Here is an 18290-nt window from a genome sequence, read left to right on the forward strand (position 1 = left end):
TCGATCAGGCATCGCCCGGCACATGCTCCGGTCCGCGCCGCCGGCGGTGCTCGACATAGGCCCAGATATGCGGCCCGACCAGGCCGATGAAGGCGAGCGTCAGCAGCGTCAGTGACAGCGGATGCTTGTAGAACACCGACCAGTCGCCATTAGAGATGGTCATCGCCCGGCGGAACTGGGTTTCGGCGAGTGGCCCCAGGATCATGCCGATGATGACCGGCGCGGTCGGGAAATCGAAGCGCCGCATCAGGAACCCGGCCGCCCCCAGGAGATAGAGGATGACCAGGTCGATAGGCGATTGCGAGATACCATAGGTGCCGACCGTGGCGAACACCAGGATGCCGGCGTAGAGCTGCGGCGCCGGGATCTTCAACAGCCGCACCCACAGCCCGATCAGCGGCAGGTTGAGGATGACGAGGATGACGTTGGCGATGAACAGGCTGGCGATCAGTCCCCAGACGAGGTCGCCCTGCGTCGTCAAAAGCAGCGGCCCCGGATTGATGCCGTAGCTCTGGAACGCCGACAGCATGATCGCCGCCGTCGCCGAGGTCGGCAGGCCGAGCGTCAGCATCGGCACCAGCACGCCGGCGGCGGACGCATTGTTGGCGGCTTCGGGGCCGGCGACGCCTTCGATGGCGCCGACGGTACCGAATTCCTCCTTGTGGTTCGACAGCTTCTTTTCGATTGCGTAGGACAGGAAGGTCGGGATTTCGGCGCCGCCTGCCGGCATGGCGCCGATCGGAAAGCCGATCGCTGCACCGCGCAGCCAGGGTTTCCAGGAACGCGCCCATTCGGCTGATGTCATGTAGAGCGAGCCCCTCAGCGGCACGATCTCGTCCTTGCCGGCATAGCGGCGCGAAGCCATGTAGAGTGTCTCGCCGACGGCGAACAGGCCGACGGCGCAAATGATGACGTCGACGCCGTCAAGCAGTTCGGTCATGCCGAAGGTGAAGCGCGGCTGGCCGGTCTGAAGGTCGACGCCGATCATGCCGATGACGAAACCGGCGAACAGGCTGGTGAGGCCGCGCACGGACGAGGAGCCAAGCACCGCCGAAACCGTGATGAAGGCCAATACCATCAGCGAGAAATATTCGGCCGGGCCGAAGGCGAGCGCGAATTTGACCACCACCGGCGCCAGGAAGGCGACGCCCAAGGTGCCGATGGTGCCGGCGACGAAGGAACCGATCGCCGAGGTGGCAAGTGCCGCCCCGCCGCGGCCGGACCGCGCCATCTTGTTGCCTTCCAGCGCGGTGACGATGGTGGCGCTTTCGCCAGGCGTGTTGAGCAGGATCGACGTTGTCGAGCCGCCATACATGGCGCCGTAATAGATGCCGGCGAACAGGATGAAAGAGGCCTCCGGCGCCACCTGGTAGGTGATCGGCAAAAGCAGGGCGATGGTCAGCGCCGGCCCGAGACCGGGCAGCACGCCGATGGCGGTGCCGAGCGTGGTGCCGAGCAGGCACCACAGAAGATTGACCGGGGTGAAGGCAACTGAGAAGCCGTGTGCGAGATGGCCGAGCGTTTCCATGGCGTCAGGCTCCAAACGTGCCGATGATCGCATCGATCACCGTGTTCAGCTGGTTCTCGATGAAGCCGGCGCCGATGTTGACGCCGAGCGCCCTGGCGAAGCCGAAATAGGCGGCCAGCGCCAGGATCAGGCCGAGCCCTACGTCACGCAGTGTGCGCTTGCTGCCGAAGCCGTAGCAGACGAGAACGAACATGATGACGGATGCCGCCGTGAAGCCCAGCGGCTGGATCAGCAGCAGATTGGCGACGAGGCCGATGACGACGAAACCCATCGCCTTCCAGTCGGTCGGCGTTTCCTTTTCCTCCTCCGGTTGCCAGCCGCCGCGAAGCGCCGCGAGGATGAGCAACAGGGAAAGCACCACAAGACCGACCATGGTGAGGTAGGGAAAGACGGTCGGGCCGACCTTGGAGTAGAGCGGCGACACCGGGATCGCCAGCGTCTGCCAGGCTACAGCGCCGGCGCAGGCCAGAAGCCCGACGCCGATCAACAATTCCGGCACGGCAAGGCGCGACGACGCCGCCTGCTGGTCACTGCTGCTCATGATTGTCCTCCCCAAGAATACTGGCCAGGATAGCTGGCCAAGATGCCCGGCACCGCACGGCCGGTCCTCACCGCAGTGCCGGCTTTGCATTCCATGCGAGAAGGGGCGGCGAGCGCCGCCCCTTTTTGGGAAGATCAGGCGAGCCCGAGGTCTTTCAGGATGGCCTCGATGCGGGCCGTATCCTCGGCAACGAATTTCGCATAATCGTCGCCCGTGAGCAGGATCTGCGTCCAGTTGCGGTTCTTGCACTCGGTCGCCCAGGCATCGCTCTTGGCCATGCTCTCGACCAGCGTGATCATCGCCGCCTTGTCGGCATCGGAAACGCCGGGAGGTGCGAAGACCCCACGCCAGTTGAACAACTCGACATCGATGCCGGCTTCCTTCAGCGTCGGCGCGTCGATGCCGTCCTGGCGCTTGTCGGCCGAGATGGCAAGCAGCCGCAGCGCGCCCGCCTTGACCTGCTCGGAGAACTCGCCGAAGCCGGAGATGCCGGCCGCCACCTGATTGCCGAGCAGCGCCGACAGTGCCTCGCCGCCACCGGCGAACGGCACGTAGGACAGGTTTGTCGCCGGCACGCCGACGGTCTTGGCAATCAGCCCAAACAGGATGTGATCCGAACCGCCGGCCGAGCCGCCAGCGACAGGAACCTTTGTCGGATCGGCCTTGAGTGCGGCGACGAAATCAGCCGCCGTCTTGAACGGCGACTCCGCCGGCACCACCAAGGCCTCGAACTCGCCGGTAAGGCGCGCGATCGGCGTGACTTGCGTCAGATTGTTGGCAGCCTTGTTGGCGATGATCGCACCGACCATGACCATGCCGGCAACCATCAGCGAATTGCCTTTGCCGTTCCATTGGTTGATGAATTGCGGCAGCCCGACCGTACCGCCGGCGCCGCCGACATTGGTGATCTGCGAGCCGGAGATCAGCTTTTCGCTGCGCAACACCTGATCCATCGTGCGCCCTGTCTGATCCCAGCCGCCGCCAGGTGCCGCCGGCACGAAAATCTGGATCTGCGGCGCGCCTTCGGCGAAAGCGGGAGAGAGATGTAGTCCTGCTAAGCCGGCAGCGCTTGCCGCTGCCGTGCTCATCAAAAATCTGCGTCTGTTCAGCATGGGATTCCTCCAGATCACGACACCTCCTCCGGTGCCTGCCAAAACGCGCCTGAATCCAGACCCGTAATCGAGTTCAAGCAGATGTTACCGAGTTCTGTCAACGGGAACGATATTCTACTAGACAGAACGCATCGCCAGCGCGACACAGTGGCTCCGCTAAGCAGGTTCCGCATAATTGTCCCGCGGTTTTTGCGACAAGAACCTGCGGCAAGCAAAGAAACCTAAGCAGACGACGCGTTGGCGAAGCCAGCGGTGTCTCCTTAGGACCTTCTCCGAATTGGGAACCGCAATGGACTCATCAAGCAGATCGGCTGATCCAGACATCCGGCACGCGGCTACCGAAGGGGTTGCCGCGCTTGATCGGGCGATCGCCATCCTCGACGCCTTCACCACCACCGACCGGTCGCTCAGCCTGGCCGAAATCGCGGCCCGTACCGGCCTCTACAAGAGCACCATCCTGCGGCTTGCGCATTCCTTGTTGCGCGGGCAGTTGCTCGAGCGCTTGGACGATGGCCGCTACCGCGTAGGACCCGCCACTTTCCGGCTCGGCGCGCTCTATCAGCGTTCGGTGGTGGCGGTCGACATCCTGTTGCCGATCATGCGCGACCTTTCCGAGCGAAGCTGGGAGAGCGTTGCCTTCTATGTTCGCTCGGGCGACGTCCGCACCTGTCTCTACCGCGTCGAATCCAAGCACCCGATCCGCTACACGATACGCGAAGGCGACGTGCTGCCTCTGCTGGTTGGGTCGGGCGGCCGCGTGCTTGCGGCGTTTTCCGGCCAGCAGGGCGAACCCTACGAGACCATCCGCAAGACCTGCAACTGTCTCGCCGTCGGCGACCGCGACCCAGAGACGGCGGGCGTGTCGGCGCCGGTGTTCGGTCCGGGCCGGGCCCTGCTCGGCGCCTTGACGCTGGCCGGCCCCAGCTCGCGCGTCGACGCCGCGTTCCTTCAGCGCATGAAACGCCCGCTGCTCGAGGCGGCGGCGCGGGCCACCCGCGCCTTCGGCGAGGACGCCTCTATGCTCGAGCAGGCGAGCCTCGCCGCGGACGCTGTGTCGTAGCGGGGTCGAAGGCGCTGCAGCCGGAGCTGCGTCAGTTCAATTTGACCAAAACCACACGGCGGTTCTTGGCACGGCCCGCGTCGTCGTCATTGCTGGCGACAGGCGCACTGCGATCTTTGCTTGGCAGCGCGGGGATCTCCAGTCGATGACGCCGCTCAGGGCAGCCGCTCCAGCAGAATGGTCGGGGCGTCGTGGTAGGTGGTCCGCACCACTTCCCGGTAGCCGCACTTCGTCGCAACGTTCAGCGACGCGGCGTTTTCCGGATCGATGATGCAAACGGTCCTCGCGGACCCGAAAGTCTCTTCGCCCCATGCCAGGACGCGGCCAACCACCTCGGTAGCGAAGCCTGCGCCATGAATGGCCGGAGCGAGCGCCCAGCCGGCCTCGGGAATGCCTTCGATCGACGGCTGTATATCGCGCTTCAGGTCATGGAACCCGGCCTCGCCGATGAAACGGGTGACCACGGGATCGGTCCACATCACGGCATAGGCGTCGAAATCTCCCAGCCGGTGTGCCCGCAGGATGGTTCGCTGCGTCTCGATCACAGGGGCGATGGTCGCTCGCGGATTGTTCATGGGATTGCCTCGCTTATCTACCCGGCGCGTAGCAAATTGCCCGGGCCAGACAAGGGCCAAGGCAGGGCATGTCATCTTCCAGGCGAGAAAATCGCGCTAAGCCGCGCCACAAATACGACGGGCACCCATGGGGGCAACATGGTCTCAAGCTCCGCTATGGGAATTCGGCGCGACGATGCTATTTTCGCGACAGGCTGACTCAGCATCTGCAAGCGCAATCCTTTCAGGCACGGGCTTGTGCCGTCAAACCCAGGGAAAAAGCATGGACACCACCGATCTCGTGCTTGCCATCGTCCACCATCTGCTGGTGTTTTCGCTAGCAGGGATCATCGGCGCCGAATTCGTGCTGATCCGCGGCGACCTGGCCGCCACCACGCTCAAGCGGCTCGCCGGCATCGACCGTCATTATGGGATCATCGCCGCGCTGATCATCATCGTCGGCATCGGCCGCGTCTTCTATGGCCTCAAGGGTTGGGAATTCTACGTCTACAACTGGGTGTTCTGGGCCAAGATGGCGGCGTTTGGTATCGTCGGCCTGCTGTCGATCATCCCGACCGTCCGCTTCATCTCCTGGAACAGGCAGGCAGGTGCCAATCCCTCGTTCCTGGTGCCGGCAGCCGAGCTTGCATCCGTCAAGACCTATGTCCGCGCCGAGGCGTTCATCTTCCTGCTGATCCCGGTCTTCGCCGCCGCGATGGCACGCGGCTACGGCTACTGATCGCCGGCGGCAACCGTTTCAAGCGGAGCTATCGGCACCAGCGGCGCCGGAATGCTGGTCGTCTTCTCCTGCGCCTTGCAGATGTCGGCAATGACGCAGGCCGGGCAATCCGGCTTGCGCGCCTTGCAGACATAGCGGCCATGCAGGATCAGCCAGTGATGCGCGTGGCGCATGTATTCGTCCGGGATGATCTTCAACAGTCCCTGCTCGACCTGTTCCGGCGTCTTGCCGGGCGCCAGCCCGAGCCGGTTGCCGATGCGGAAGATGTGGGTGTCGACCGCCATCGTGTGCTGGCCGAAGGCCATGTTGAGCACGACATTGGCGGTCTTGCGCCCGACCCCCGGCAGCTTGACCAGTTGATCCCGGTCGCCAGGCACATCGCCGCCATGGTCGCGGATCAGCGCCTGCGACAGCGCCATCACGTTCTTGGCCTTGTTGCGCCACAACCCGATGGTTCTGATATAGTCGCCAACCTTGGCTTCACCCAGCGCCAGCATCTTTTGCGGTGTATCGGCGGCCTTGAACAGCGCCCGCGTCGCCTTGTTGACGCCGGCATCGGTCGCCTGCGCCGACAGCACCACCGCCACCAGTAATGTGAAGGCGTTGACATGTTCGAGCTCGCCCTTCGGCTCAGGCCGCTGGACGGCAAAACGCCGGAAGATCTCGTGCACTTCGGCCGCGCTGTAGCGCGACGAACGCCGCACCGGCCGCGGACGCGGCTTGGCGTTCGACCCGTCGCGCCGGCCGGGCAACAGCTCATTTTTGGGCATGGATGATTCTTTGGACTTGGGGCTCGCCATTTCCTTCCTATAATATCCCGCCATGAGCGACACAAACGCCTCATTTCAGGCCGACGAGCCATTCTTTCAGGCGCTGCTGACCCCGCACCGGTCCCTGGGTAAAACCGGCTTTGCCTTGCTGATGGGCGCGCTGCTGTTCGGCTGGCTGGTGACAGGCGCGTTTTTCCTGTCGCGCGGCGCCTGGCCGGTGTTCGGCTTCCTCGGCCTCGACGTGGTCGCCGTCTACATCGCTTTCCGCGCCAACTATCGTGCCGCGCGTGCCCGCGAGGAGGTGTCGGTCTCGCGCACCAGCCTCGACATCCGCAAGACCGCGCCATCCGGAAAATCGGAAGCGCATCGCTTCAACCCGTTCTGGGCGCGGTTTTCGGTCGCCCGTCACGCCGAGATCGGCATCACCAGGATGACAGTGGAAGCACAGGGACAGAACGTGCCGATCGGCGGTTTCCTCAATCCCGACGATCGCGAGACCTTCGCCACTGCCTTTTCGCGGGCGCTGGCGACCGCCAAGGCACGCTGATCCTAGAACCGGTAGCGCAACAGCCTGCCGACCTTGCGCAGGGCTGGAATGTGTCTCCAAAGGCGGACGAACAGCTTCGCGACCCAGCCCATGCGGGCGGCGTGTTCAGGCTTGTAGGCCGAGATGTCATCGACGAACCGTAGCTTTGGGACGGCCAGTTCCAGGTCGTGCGGATCGTCGATCGCCCAATACACCTGGGCACCCGTCGCCTTGATGGCCGGATTGAGGCGAAGCAGCTTCAGGCCAAAACGGCTGTAGGCGTCGAACATCAGTTCGCCACTGGCAAGATGCGAGACGAGCCGCGCAAACAGGCGTGGTCCCTCGTTGGCAGGGAGATAGGGCGTCAGGCCTTCCGCCACCACGATGGCCGGGCGATTGCGCGGCACCGAGGCCAGCCAATCCGGTTCGGTCACCGACGAGGCGATCAGATGGCAATGGGCCCGGGACGGGTACAGCTTGCGTCTGAGCTCGATGACTTCAGGGTAGTCGACATCAAACCAGTCCACACCCTGTGGCGGATCGACACGAAATATGCGCGTATCGAGCCCGCATCCCAGATGCAACACGATGGCGTAGGGATTTCTCGCGAGAAAGTCCTGAACATGGACATCCAGCGTCTTTGCCCTGATCGCCAGGCCGACGCCGAGATTGGTGTCGACCTTGAGCCTGGAGAAATCGTAGTCGATCTTGCGCACCGCCTCGTCGGCGAAATGATCCCCGAGCAGCGTATCCGGCAACCTGCTCTCCAGAGCCTTGCCGTAGAGCGTCAACAGCAACGTCCCCTTTTCCCCGGTCAGATGTATCTTCTCGCCAGCCATGTGCGATTCCTAGTCAGAGCATGATCCCGAAAAGTGGAATCCGGTTTTCGGGAAAGATCATGCTTATACAAACAGACAGAGCCCCATCCCGACCTCATCGGGATGAAACAGGCTCTCGAAAACCCGAGTCTATCTGGGTACGCGCCGCAAGAAGGCAAGTTTCGGGTGGCGATCGACGCCCCAAGGGGCGATATTCCTGCCCAAGGAGACAGTTCCATGAGCATACAGACGGCCGTTCTCAAAAAGGACATCACGCCCGAAGGCAGCGACTACGAAATCGTGCGCCGCGCCATCGAGAAGATCAGCCTCGACTATCGCGACCAGCCATCGCTGGAAGAACTGGCCGAAGAGGTCGGCGAGACTCCGACCGGCCTGCAGAAACTCTTCACCCGCTGGGCCGGCCTGTCGCCAAAAGCCTTCCTGCAGGCGGTGACACTGGACCATGCCCGCAAGCTGCTGGATTCAGGCATGCCGCTGCTCGAAACGTCATTCGAGCTGGGCATGTCCGGCCCCGGCCGGCTGCACGACCTCTTCGTCACCCATGAAGCGATGTCGCCGGGCGACTACAAGACGCGCGGCGCAGGCCTCACCATCCGCTACGGCTACCACCCCTCGCCGTTCGGCACTGCCCTGATCATGGCTACCGACCGCGGGCTTGCCGGCCTCGCCTTCAGCGATCCGGGCGAGGAACGCGCCGCCTTCGCCGACATGTCCAGCCGCTGGCCGAACGCCATCTATGTCGAGGACATGGCCGCGACGGGTCCCTATGCGGCGCGCATCTTCGACCCGACGCTGTGGCGCCCCGACCAGCCGCTGCATGTCGTCATGATCGGCACCGACTTCCAGGTTCGCGTCTGGGAGGCGCTGCTCAACATACCGATGGGCAAGGCCCGCACCTATTCCTCGATCGCCGCCAGCATCGGCGCGCCGAGCGCCAGCCGTGCCGTCGGTGCCGCCAACGGCGCCAACCCGCTCTCTTTCGTGGTTCCCTGCCACCGCGCCATCGGCAAGTCCGGCGACCTCACCGGCTATCACTGGGGTCTGACCCGCAAGCGAGCCATTCTGGGTTGGGAAGCAGGGCAAGTGTCGTCGTGAATGTCGATTTTCCAAGAACCCCACGCAGAATCTATAAATGCTGGACTTATCAAGTATAAGTGCGATTATTGCATCGGTTTTTCTTGATTGCAACCAAAAGCAACTTCTGGTTTAGCGATTATTATTTTAAGCAATTGTTCAGATTAACTCTAAATTAACTACGATAAAGTGATGATGACTCATATTAACTCGGACTATCCGGCTTAATGGGAGGTCTCGATGAAATCGTTTCGCGCCGTCTTCGGCGCAGCCCTGCTGGTCGCCTGTATTGACCAGTCCGCATTGGCCACAACGCAAAATGTCATTTTCAATGGCACGATCACCGCAACCTGCACGCTTGTGGTAGCCACCAACGGCACGATGACGGTGAGCCCCGATCTTCAGTCGCTAAGCTCGCACAACAGCGGCGGCTTGGCCGGAACGGTCACGCTGACCACCACCGGAGGCGTATCGCTCAGCGTGGCCACCAGCGCTCCCGCTCCCGCGACCGCATCACCCGGATGGGCCAACGAAGGCTGGAGCATCAGGACCGGAAATGGCGTTGGCAAGAAAAAGAAGAAGAAGTAACCGCGCGCTGCTTGCGACCGCGGCACTTTCCGGCCTTTGCCTTCCGGTGCAAGCGGCGATCATCGGCACCTGGACCATCATGGTCGGGGCGTCGGGAACGATGACCGCAAATCCTGCCATCAGCATCCTGGGCTCCAAACAGGCAGGCGGGTCGAGTGCGACCGCCACCATCACCGCCAGTTCGCTGCTTTGCACCTTGCTCAACCTGCTCGACTGTTATTCCGTTTCCGCGCCGGCGCCGGCCTCGTTCTCGTCAGCGCCAAGCGGCGGCGGTACCAACGTCAACTTCAGCACCGTCTACCGCCTCGACGGCACCGGCGTCGACACCTCCGGAAGCGTGCCGCAGCGTGTCGTCAACGGCACCCACCCCATGCAGGTCGACCTCACCGCCACCAAGTCGAGCGGTATCTTTCCCGCCGGCAACTACCAGGGCACGGTCACCGTGCGCTGTGAATAGGCACAAATCGAGCTGGACCATTCGCGTGGTCTGGCAAGCCGCGGCCTTACAGGCTAGCTTCCCGCGCAATAGGAACGACCTGCGTTCGCCCGGACGCTCAAAAGACGCTCCAATATTTGAGTTCGTGCTGGCAGGAGGCCTTGCTTGATTATCGTTATCGGCTCGATCAACCTCGACCTGATCGCCAATGTCGACCGCTTGCCGAGCCCTGGCGAAACAGTAGCCGGCTCGACCTTTGCCACCGCGCCCGGCGGCAAAGGCGCCAACCAGGCGCTGGCGGCGGCACGCGCCGGCGCCCCGGTGCGCATGGTCGGCGCCGTCGGCAAGGACAGCTTCGCCGCCGAGGCGTTGGCATTGCTGCGCGACGGCAAGGTCGATCTGTCTGGCGTCGCCGAGACTTTTGCGTCGACAGGCACAGCCCTGATCATGGTCGGCGACGACGGCGAGAACATCATCGCCGTGGTGCCGGGCGCCAACGCGTCCGTATTGCCTGGCGACCTCTCCAAAGCCTTCTTCAAAAAGGGTGATATCGTACTCCTGCAACATGAGATCCCGCTGGCGACCGTCGGTGCCGCGCTCGACCAGGCAAGGGCGGCTGGCGCCATCACCGTGCTCAACACCGCGCCTTTCCAGGGCGAAGCAGCGGCCTTTCTTGCCAAGGCCGATTATGCAGTCGCCAACGAAACCGAATTCGACCTCTATGGCGAGGCGCTGTCGCTCAACGGCCGCGACCGGGCGGCGCGCATGCGCGACTATGCCGGGAAGACCGGCCGCACCATCGTCGTGACGCTCGGCGGCGACGGCGTGATGGCGGCGACGCCAAGCGATTTCCTGACCGTCCCGGCAATGAAGATCACGCCTGTCGACACGGTCGGCGCCGGCGACACGTTCTGCGGTTACTTCGCCGCCGGCCTGTCGTCCGGCCTGGCGCTCGAACAGGCGCTGGCGCGCGCCGGCGCGGCGGGCTCGCTGGCCTGCCTGAAGCCAGGCGCCCAGCCGGCAATTCCGCTGGCCAAGGATGTCGACCAGGCATTGCAGGAAACGCGTTGAAATGCTGCGCCCTCAGACGAAACATGCCGTGGCGCCGGCCAGCGACATCTGTCGCCTGTCCGCGGTCGCACTTGCCGACGCGATCCGCCAAAGGAAACTTTCCGTCCGCGAGGTGGTGACGGCATTCCTCGACCGGATCGAGGCGGTCAACCCGCTGGTCAACGCCATCGTCTCCTTGCGCGACCGTGGCGACATCCTGCGCGAGGCCGACGCTGCCGATGCCCGACGGGCAGATGCCGAAACCGGCTCGTTGTTCGGCCTGCCGATCGCCATCAAGGACCTCGCCTCGACCACGGGCCTCAGGACCTCGCTCGGCTCGCCGATCTTCGCCGATTTCGTGCCGCAGGAGGATGATTTCTTCGTCGAGCGTATCCGCAACGCCGGCGCCATCATCATCGGCAAGACCAACGTTCCGGAATTCGGGCTTGGCTCCAACACCTACAACAATGTGTTCGGGCCGACGCTGAACGCCTTCGATCCGGCGCTGACCGCCGGCGGCTCGAGTGGTGGCGCGGCGGTGGCGCTGGCGCTGGATATGCTGCCTGTCGCCGATGGCAGCGACTTTGGCGGCTCGCTGCGCAACCCGGCGGCCTGGAACAATGTTTTTGGCTTCCGCCCGTCGCAAGGGCTTGTTCCCGGCGGACCGGACTTGGAGGTCTTTCATGCGCAGATGGGTGTCGATGGGCCGATGGGCCGCAACGTCCGCGACATGGCCCTGCTGCTCGACGTGCAGGCAGGCTATCATCCGCACGCGCCATTGTCCTATGAGAAACCTGGCTCGTTCCTCGACGGGCTTGCGACAGGGACGACTGGCGGCCGCATCGCCTGGTTCGGCGACCTCGGCGGTCATCTGCCGGTCGAAGCCGGGATTCTCGATCTCTGCGAGACAGCGCTCGGCCGATTGGCGGATGCATCCTCCTTCCCCTGGCAGCCTCTGCAGCCGGATTTCGATTTCGAAGCGCTGTGGCAGGCTTTTGTCACACTACGCCAGGCCAGCAGCGGCTGTGCGCTCAAAACCCACTATGACGATCCCTCGAAGCGTGGCCTGCTGAAGCCGGAAGCCGTCTGGGAGGTCGAGAACGCGATGCGGCTGACGGCGCCGCAGGTCCGTGCGGCCTCGGTCATCCGCACATCCTGGCATCGCACGCTGCTGTCGATCTTCGACCGCTTTGACCTGATCGCGCTACCGACCGCGCAGGTCTTCCCCTTCGATGTCGGCACGCCGTGGCCGCGCGAGGTCGCCGGACGGGCGATGGACAGCTACCACCACTGGATGCAGGTTTCCGCATTCGCCACCCTGGGCGGCTGCCCGACGGTCAACGTGCCGGTCGGCTTCGACGACAAGGGCCGGCCGATGGGCATGCAGTTGATCGGCCGCCCGCGCGGCGATCTTGCCGTGCTCCGAGTGGCGGCCGCCTATGAGGCAACGCTGCCCTGGCAGGCTGGCGCCTGAACCGGTGCATTGGCGTATCGTAGAGCTTCGCGTACCGGCTTGCACCGGCTGCGCTGCCATGCATTGATTGTCGTCAGTCCGCGCCGCCCCGGCGGCATCCTTGAGGAAAAATCATGTCGCTGGAACTCTACGCCGCCTATGTCCTCGCTTGCATCGTCATCATCCTGGTGCCCGGTCCAACGGTCACGCTGATCATCGCCAACAGCATCCGCCATGGCTCCCGCGCCGGGCTCGCCAATGTCGCCGGCACGCAGGCCGGGCTTGCCGTGATGATCGCCATCGTCGGCATCGGCCTCAACACGCTGATCTCGGGCATGGGTCACTGGTTCGAATGGGTGCGGCTGATCGGCGCCGCCTATCTGATCTGGATGGGCGTGCAGATGTTCCGTTCCAAGGGCACGCTGAACGCCGACGGAACGGCAAGGAAACCGCGCGGCGGCTTCTTCCTGCAGGGCCTGCTGGTGGCGCTCAGCAACCCCAAGACGCTGGTGTTCTTCGGCGCCTTCTTTCCGCAGTTCATCGCGCCTCAGGGCAATTACTCGCTGCAGATCGTGGTCATGGGCCTCACCGCCATGATCTTCGCCGCCATCTCGGATTCGACCTATGCACTGGCCGCTGGCCGTGCCGGGCGGCTGCTGTCGGCCAGCCGCATCAAGCTTATGTCCAGGATCAGCGGCAGCTTCCTGGTCGGCGGCGGCCTGTGGCTGGCGTTTTCACGGTCGAAGTAAGTAACGCCTTCCTTCTCCCCTTGTGGGAGAAGGTGGATCGGCGCGCAGCGCCGAGACGGTTGAGGGGTGCTGGAAGAAATGAGGCGTTGGTGTTTACTGGAACACCCCTCATCCGACCGAGCTTCGCTCGGCCACCTTCTCCCACAAGGGGAGAAGGTGAAAGTCGGCCCTAAAGCCGCCCCAGCCTCTCGACCAGCAGCGCGAAGAAGCTGTCATGGTCGATGTCGCGCATCACCATGGCGTTCTTCGGCCGCTTGGTGACGCCCCACCAGTCGATGACGGTCATGCCCATGGTCAGTTCCGAGGTAGTTTCAACGCTGACATTGCAGGTGCGACCCTTGAACAGCTCCGGCTTCAACAGATAGGCGATGACGCAGGGGTCGTGCAGCGGCCCACCGTCGGTGCCGTATTTCTCCTCGTCGAAGCGCTCGAAGAATTCCAGCATGTCGGCGGTCGCCGTGCCGACCTTGGTGCCGAGTTCGCGGAAGGCCTGCGTGCGCTTGGCGGTGGTCAGCGCCTTATGGGTGACGTCGAGCGGCATCATCACGATCGGAATGCCGGATTTGAGCACGACGTCGGCTGCTTGCGGATCGACATAGATGTTGAACTCGGCGGACGGCGTGACATTGCCGCCTTCGAAGAAGCCGCCGCCCATCAGCACGATTTCCTTGATGCGCGGTGCAATCCGCGGTTCGCGGATCAGCGCCAGCGCAATGTTGGTGAGCGGGCCGAGCGCGCAAAGCGTGATGGTGCCGCTCTCTTCCTTCATCAGCGTCTCGACGATGAAGTCGACGGCATACTGGTCCTGCAACTTCATCGTCGGTTCGGGCAATTGCGGCCCGTTGAGACCGGTCTTGCCATGCACTTCCTCGGCGGTGACCAGCTCGCGCATCAACGGCCGGATGGCGCCGGCATAGACCTTGATGTCCGGCCGGCCGGCCAGCTCGCAGATTTTGCGGGCATTCTTTTCGGTAAGCTTCAGCGGCACGTTGCCGGCAACGACTGATATGCCGACGATCTCCAGCTCGGAGCTGCCGAGCGCCAGCAATATGGCGACGGCGTCATCCTGGCCGGGATCCGTGTCGATGATGATCTTGCGTAATTGAGGCATTTCAATTCCTTGTTTGGCGAAGCCGTGGACTTGGGATGAATCCGGGATGACGCCGAAGCGGCTGCGAACTGCCAAGTCGAACCGCTCGACCGGGGAAGACAATCCCGACCTGCGCGCTTCTCCTTGCATCTGCTGGCCGTTTCAAGCGCCATGTCGATCATTCCTGTGAGTCCACGACCTGATCTTTTTGGGCGGGTCTTTTGATGGCTTGAACTTGGTCGCGGGGCGGACCATATCAAGACCACCGGGAAAAATGCCATCTGGGTTTTTCCACTTTATGTCGCTCTACAGAGGACAGTGTAACATGAGCCGAATGACGCCCTTTTCCAGCCCGCTTCTCCTTGGTTTCGACGCCATGGAAAAGACTCTGGAACGCCTGGCGAAGTCCGGCGACAGCTACCCTCCCTACAACATCGAACGCCTCAGCGGCGCCGACGGCAAGACCGAAAGGTTGCGCATCACATTGGCGGTCGCCGGTTTCGCCGAAAGCGATCTCGATGTCACCACGGAGGAAAACCAGCTGGTCGTGCGCGGCCGTCAGTCCGACGATACCGAGCGCGAGTTTCTTCATCGCGGCATCGCCGCGCGCCAGTTCCAGCGCTGTTTCGTGCTGGCCGACGGCATGCGGGTGATCGCGGCGGAACTGAAGAACGGCCTTTTGTCGATCGATCTTGATCGGCCGGAGTCCGAACGGCTGGTACGGAAAATAAACATATCGGTGAAAGACTGATCTTTACCGATGGCTCTCATGCGGGATGGCCTTGAGCGGCGTCCTCGCGCCAAGGAGGCTTTGAAATGACCAGAACTGATGAAAATCTCACCATGACCAGCGGCGAATTCGCCCATCTCGGCGAAGGCTCGGTCGCCTATCTGCGCAAGGTCTCGAGCGACGAATTGCTCGGCCGTTTCCCGAACCTCGGTGAAATCGCGCCCGGCATGGAACTGTGGGCGCTGTTTGCCGCCAATGGCCAGCCGATCCTGCTTTCGGATGCGCGTGACCGCGCGCTGGCCGGCGCCATGGAAAACGACCTGACCACGGTCGCCATTCACTAAACCCGGCGGGCCGGGCTTAAATGGACAGGGCCGCCCGTGGCGGCCTTTGCTGGATGTTCCAATCAGAAAATGTCAGGCCGCGTGCGAGGCCTGGGTATCCGACAAAAGCGCGTGGATTGCCGCGGCGTCACGCGTCCCCCTGATCTTGGCCACCGTGTCGGCGTCGCGCAACACCCGCGCGATGCGCGACAAGGCCTTGAGATGGTCGGCGCCGGCCCCTTCCGGCGCCAGCAGCAGAAACACCAGATCGACCGGCTGATCGTCCAGCGATTCGAAGTCGACCGGCGTCTCCAGCCGGGCGAAAACCCCGGCGATGCGCTTCACGCCAGCCAGCTTGCCATGCGGAATGGCGATGCCGTTGCCGACGCCCGTCGAGCCCAGTCGTTCACGCTGCAGGATGGTGTCGAACACTTCCCGCTCCGGGATGCCCGAAATCGCGGCTGCCCGTTCGGAAAGCAATTGCAACAGCTGCTTTTTGGAGTTCGCCTTCAACGCCGGCAGTATCGCCGGAACGTTGATAAGATCGCTCAGATCCATGCTTGAAAATCCCTTGTTCGCCTGCCGTCACCAGTCCTCACCCCTCGTGCGGCCGGCTCTTATCCTTGTGCGACCTTGGTCGTGGACGGGTCGATCCAGCCGATATTTCCATCCGGCCGGCGATAGACGATGTTGAGATGGTCGTTTCCGGCGTTGCGGAAGACGAAGACCGGGCTGTCCTTGGTGTCGAGCTCGATGACGGCCGAAGCCACCGACATGGTCTTCAGCGTCATGGTTGATTCGGCGACGATGGCCGGCGCGAAATTATCCGGAATATCCTCGTCGTCATCGGCCAGCGGCGCCATCACCGTGTAGGCAATGTCGGTCGGATCACCATTGGCGGCGCCTGAATTGTGCGATTTCAGCCGGCGCTTGTAGCGCCTCAGGCGCGTTTCCAGGCGATCGGCGGCGGCCTCGAAGGCAACCGTCGGATCCTGGGCATCGCCGGTGGCCTGCAGCGAAGCACCGGAATCCAGCCGGATCATGCAATCCGCCGAATAGCGCGAACCTGATTTGATGACTGTGACGTGTCCGGCAAAGCCGCGATCGAAATATTTGCCGATCGCTTCGCCGACGCGATCGTTGATGCGTGTACGGAACGCATCGCCGATATCCATGTGTTTTCCCGATATGCGCAGATTCATCTGAAAACTGACCTTCCTTGCTCAGGCTTCAAACTCGCCCGAGTTTATACTCGTGGTCCGTGCGCACAAGCTTTGCGGCGTCACTCGCGCCGATTTTAAATCCGAACTTTCCGGTTGATCACAAGCCGCCCTTTTGACCGTCCCGAGGCCAACGTCGTGACGGACCATCCACACGCGGGCATCTAGCCCCACTCATGCGGGCGGGCTTCTAGCCACTTCGCCGCGGCTTGTCAATTAAGTGCTGGCCTGAGGAAAATCGAACCGTGTCAGCGCCCGGCGCTGGCCAGCGCCCGTTTCTCGCGCCGGCGCTGCACCGAGGAGGGAATATTCATGCCTTCCCGGTACTTGGCGACCGTGCGCCTGGCGATATCGACGCCACTCTCGCGCAACATGTCGACGATCGCATCGTCGGAAAGCACGTCGACGGGTTTTTCCTCATCGATCAGCTGCTTGATGCGGTCACGCACCGATTCCGAGGAATGCGCATCGCCGCCACCCGACGCGGCGATCGAGGCGGTGAAGAAGTACCGCAGTTCGAACACGCCGCGCGGCGTCAGCATGTATTTGTTCGCGGTGACCCGGCTGACGGTCGATTCGTGCATGCCGATGGCATCGGCCACCGTGCGCAGGTTGAGTGGCTTCAGCTGGCGCACGCCATGGACGAGGAAGGCGTCCTGCTGGCGAACGATCTCCGAGGCGACCTTGAGGATGGTCTTTGCCCGCTGGTCGAGGCTGCGCGTCAGCCAGTTGGCGTTTTGCAGGCATTCGGCGAGAAAATCCTTTTCCGCCTGGTTCTTCGCCTGCGGCGAAACCTGGGCGAAATAGATATGGTCGACCAGCACGCGCGGCAGCGTTTCGGCATTGAGCTCGACCGTCCAGCTGCCGTCATTGGTGGCACGCACCTCGACATCGGCAACGATCGCATCGCTGGCGCCGCCCGAAAACGCCATACCGGGCCGGGGATCGAGCGCACGGATCTCGGCCAGCATGTCGAGCAGATCCTCCTCGTCGACGCCGCAGATCCGTTTTAGCGCATGGAAATCACGCCGTGCCAGCAGTTCGAGATTGGCGACCAGCGCCTTCATCGCCGGATCGAGCCGATCCCGCACGGCAAGCTGCAGCGACAGGCATTCGGCAAGGTCGCGGGCAAACAGGCCGGCCGGCTCGAAAGTCTGACACACCGCCAGCACCTTTCTCACAGCAGCGGCGTCCGTGCCGAGGCGGGCGGCGATCTCGGCCAGGTCGCCGCGCAGATAGCCGGTCTCGTCGAGGCCGTCGGCCAGGTCGGCGGCGATCAGCCGTGCCGCCGGATCGGCGAAGGCGAGCGCCACCTGTTCGCCGACATGATCGCGCAGCGTGATCGCCGCGGCCGCCATGTCGCCGGCATCAATGCCCTCGGATAAGGAACTCGCACCATTGCCGGAAGCCGATTTCCATTGCGCCGTCAGGTCGGGACCGAGCCGCTCGCTCGTCCCCGGGTCGTCGGGAAACAGGTTTTCCAGCGACGTGTCGAGCTTGTCAGAGATCGCCTCGGCGCTCCACTGGGTCTCGTTTTCGAACCAGTCGCCGTCGGCGGTGGCGGCCTGCGGCTCCGCCTCGATTTTTTGCGACTGGTCGCTGGCTGCATCGTCCTGCGGCTCGGCACGCTCCAGCAGCGGATTGCGCTCGATTTCGTCATCGATGAAATGCTCGAGCTCGGTATGGGTGAACTGCAGCAGCCGAATCGACTGCATCAGCTGCGGCGTCATCACCAGCGACTGCGATTGTCGTAGCTGTAGTTTCGCCGCCAACGCCATTGTCTGGTTTCAAACGCCTCGTCTACGCATCCGGGCTTCCGGACAGGAATTTTTGCAGCGGGCCATAGAAACTGGCCCAGCTTTTGCTTGTCAAGGCAATAGCTAGCAAAACTCACTTACCGGAGCGTTA

At 63.2% G+C, this 18290-nt stretch carries 21 protein-coding genes; 11 read left to right on the top strand and 10 right to left on the bottom strand.

Annotated features, from left to right (window positions below):
- Positions 1–4: 4 nt before the first annotated feature.
- The 3 genes from CGZ66_RS13805 to CGZ66_RS13815 form a co-directional block, all read right to left on the bottom strand.
- Complete coding sequence (locus CGZ66_RS13805; RefSeq protein WP_095084691.1) at positions 5–1528, bottom strand: tripartite tricarboxylate transporter permease; 1524 nt, start codon at positions 1526–1528, stop codon at positions 5–7.
- A gap of 4 nt (positions 1529–1532) precedes the next feature.
- The gene (locus CGZ66_RS13810) at positions 1533–2069 is read right to left on the bottom strand and encodes a tripartite tricarboxylate transporter TctB family protein (RefSeq protein WP_095084692.1); all 537 of its coding nucleotides are present in this window, start codon (positions 2067–2069) and stop codon (positions 1533–1535) included.
- A 134-nt stretch (positions 2070–2203) separates the two neighbouring features.
- Entirely contained in the window at positions 2204–3181 is a 978-nt protein-coding gene (locus CGZ66_RS13815; protein ID WP_095084693.1) for a Bug family tripartite tricarboxylate transporter substrate binding protein, read from the bottom strand.
- Positions 3182–3470: 289 nt separating this feature from the next.
- On the opposite strand from CGZ66_RS13815, the gene CGZ66_RS13820 reads away from it, so the two are divergent.
- Positions 3471–4241: an IclR family transcriptional regulator gene (locus CGZ66_RS13820; RefSeq protein ID WP_095084694.1), complete on the top strand. Its 771-nt coding sequence runs from the start codon at positions 3471–3473 to the stop codon at positions 4239–4241.
- A 155-nt stretch (positions 4242–4396) separates the two neighbouring features.
- Here CGZ66_RS13820 and CGZ66_RS13825 read toward each other — a convergent pair whose 3' ends face one another.
- Positions 4397–4816, bottom strand: coding sequence for a GNAT family N-acetyltransferase (locus tag CGZ66_RS13825; RefSeq protein ID WP_095084695.1), 420 nt, complete (start codon positions 4814–4816; stop codon positions 4397–4399).
- Positions 4817–5078: 262 nt separating this feature from the next.
- Between CGZ66_RS13825 and CGZ66_RS13830 the strand changes: the two genes are divergently transcribed.
- The gene (locus CGZ66_RS13830) at positions 5079–5534 is read left to right on the top strand and encodes a DUF2214 family protein (RefSeq protein ID WP_095084696.1); all 456 of its coding nucleotides are present in this window, start codon (positions 5079–5081) and stop codon (positions 5532–5534) included.
- Here CGZ66_RS13830 and nth read toward each other — a convergent pair.
- Positions 5528–6334 carry an endonuclease III gene (gene nth, locus CGZ66_RS13835; protein WP_095084697.1) on the bottom strand — a complete coding sequence of 269 codons (807 nt, stop codon included), beginning with the start codon at positions 6332–6334 and terminating at the stop codon, positions 5528–5530. The genes CGZ66_RS13830 and nth overlap by 7 nt on opposite strands.
- A 22-nt stretch (positions 6335–6356) precedes the next feature.
- Between nth and CGZ66_RS13840 the strand changes: the two genes are divergently transcribed.
- Positions 6357–6851, top strand: coding sequence for a DUF2244 domain-containing protein (locus CGZ66_RS13840; RefSeq protein WP_095084698.1), 495 nt, complete (start codon positions 6357–6359; stop codon positions 6849–6851).
- A gap of 2 nt (positions 6852–6853) precedes the next feature.
- Here CGZ66_RS13840 and CGZ66_RS13845 read toward each other — a convergent pair whose 3' ends face one another.
- Complete coding sequence (locus CGZ66_RS13845) at positions 6854–7669, bottom strand: class I SAM-dependent methyltransferase (RefSeq protein ID WP_095084699.1); 816 nt, start codon at positions 7667–7669, stop codon at positions 6854–6856.
- 216 nt (positions 7670–7885) lie between these two features.
- Here CGZ66_RS13845 and CGZ66_RS13850 point away from each other — a divergent pair, with 216 nt between their 5' ends.
- From CGZ66_RS13850 to CGZ66_RS13875, 6 genes are all read left to right on the top strand, one after another.
- Positions 7886–8764 (top strand): methylated-DNA--[protein]-cysteine S-methyltransferase, encoded by an 879-nt coding sequence (locus tag CGZ66_RS13850; RefSeq protein ID WP_095084700.1) that lies wholly within the window; start codon positions 7886–7888, stop codon positions 8762–8764.
- 219 nt (positions 8765–8983) lie between these two features.
- A complete protein-coding gene (locus CGZ66_RS13855; RefSeq protein WP_095084701.1) occupies positions 8984–9331 on the top strand; it encodes a hypothetical protein in 348 nt (115 codons plus the stop codon).
- Complete coding sequence (locus CGZ66_RS13860; protein ID WP_095084702.1) at positions 9300–9788, top strand: hypothetical protein; 489 nt, start codon at positions 9300–9302, stop codon at positions 9786–9788. The genes CGZ66_RS13855 and CGZ66_RS13860 overlap by 32 nt, the downstream gene beginning before the upstream one ends.
- Before the next feature lie 144 nt (positions 9789–9932).
- Positions 9933–10838: a ribokinase gene (locus CGZ66_RS13865; protein ID WP_095084703.1), complete on the top strand. Its 906-nt coding sequence runs from the start codon at positions 9933–9935 to the stop codon at positions 10836–10838.
- A gap of 1 nt (position 10839) precedes the next feature.
- A complete protein-coding gene (locus CGZ66_RS13870; RefSeq protein WP_095084704.1) occupies positions 10840–12291 on the top strand; it encodes an amidase in 1452 nt (483 codons plus the stop codon).
- A gap of 113 nt (positions 12292–12404) precedes the next feature.
- Positions 12405–13019: a LysE family translocator gene (locus tag CGZ66_RS13875; protein ID WP_095084705.1), complete on the top strand. Its 615-nt coding sequence runs from the start codon at positions 12405–12407 to the stop codon at positions 13017–13019.
- A 169-nt stretch (positions 13020–13188) separates the two neighbouring features.
- On the opposite strand, the gene CGZ66_RS13880 is transcribed toward CGZ66_RS13875, so the two are convergent.
- Positions 13189–14130: a nucleoside hydrolase gene (locus tag CGZ66_RS13880; RefSeq protein WP_095084994.1), complete on the bottom strand. Its 942-nt coding sequence runs from the start codon at positions 14128–14130 to the stop codon at positions 13189–13191.
- Positions 14131–14434: 304 nt separating this feature from the next.
- Between CGZ66_RS13880 and CGZ66_RS13885 the strand changes: the two genes are divergently transcribed.
- Together CGZ66_RS13885 and CGZ66_RS13890 are read left to right on the top strand one after the other, a co-directional pair.
- Positions 14435–14860, top strand: a complete 426-nt coding sequence (locus tag CGZ66_RS13885) for an Hsp20 family protein (protein ID WP_095084706.1) — start codon at positions 14435–14437, stop codon at positions 14858–14860.
- Between the two features lie 65 nt (positions 14861–14925).
- Complete coding sequence (locus tag CGZ66_RS13890; RefSeq protein WP_095084707.1) at positions 14926–15183, top strand: BQ00720 family protein; 258 nt, start codon at positions 14926–14928, stop codon at positions 15181–15183.
- Between the two features lie 72 nt (positions 15184–15255).
- Here the strand turns inward: CGZ66_RS13890 and ptsN are convergent, their stop codons facing one another.
- The 3 genes from ptsN to rpoN form a co-directional block, all read right to left on the bottom strand.
- A complete protein-coding gene (gene ptsN, locus CGZ66_RS13895; RefSeq protein ID WP_013529589.1) occupies positions 15256–15720 on the bottom strand; it encodes a PTS IIA-like nitrogen regulatory protein PtsN in 465 nt (154 codons plus the stop codon).
- 59 nt (positions 15721–15779) lie between these two features.
- A complete protein-coding gene (gene hpf, locus CGZ66_RS13900; RefSeq protein WP_095084708.1) occupies positions 15780–16364 on the bottom strand; it encodes a ribosome hibernation-promoting factor, HPF/YfiA family in 585 nt (194 codons plus the stop codon).
- 266 nt (positions 16365–16630) lie between these two features.
- A complete protein-coding gene (gene rpoN, locus CGZ66_RS13905) occupies positions 16631–18160 on the bottom strand; it encodes an RNA polymerase factor sigma-54 (RefSeq protein WP_095084709.1) in 1530 nt (509 codons plus the stop codon).
- Between the last annotated feature and the right edge of the window lie 130 nt (positions 18161–18290).

Source organism: Mesorhizobium sophorae, from assembly GCF_002270415.1.
GTDB classification, from domain to species: domain Bacteria; phylum Pseudomonadota; class Alphaproteobacteria; order Rhizobiales; family Rhizobiaceae; genus Mesorhizobium; species Mesorhizobium sophorae.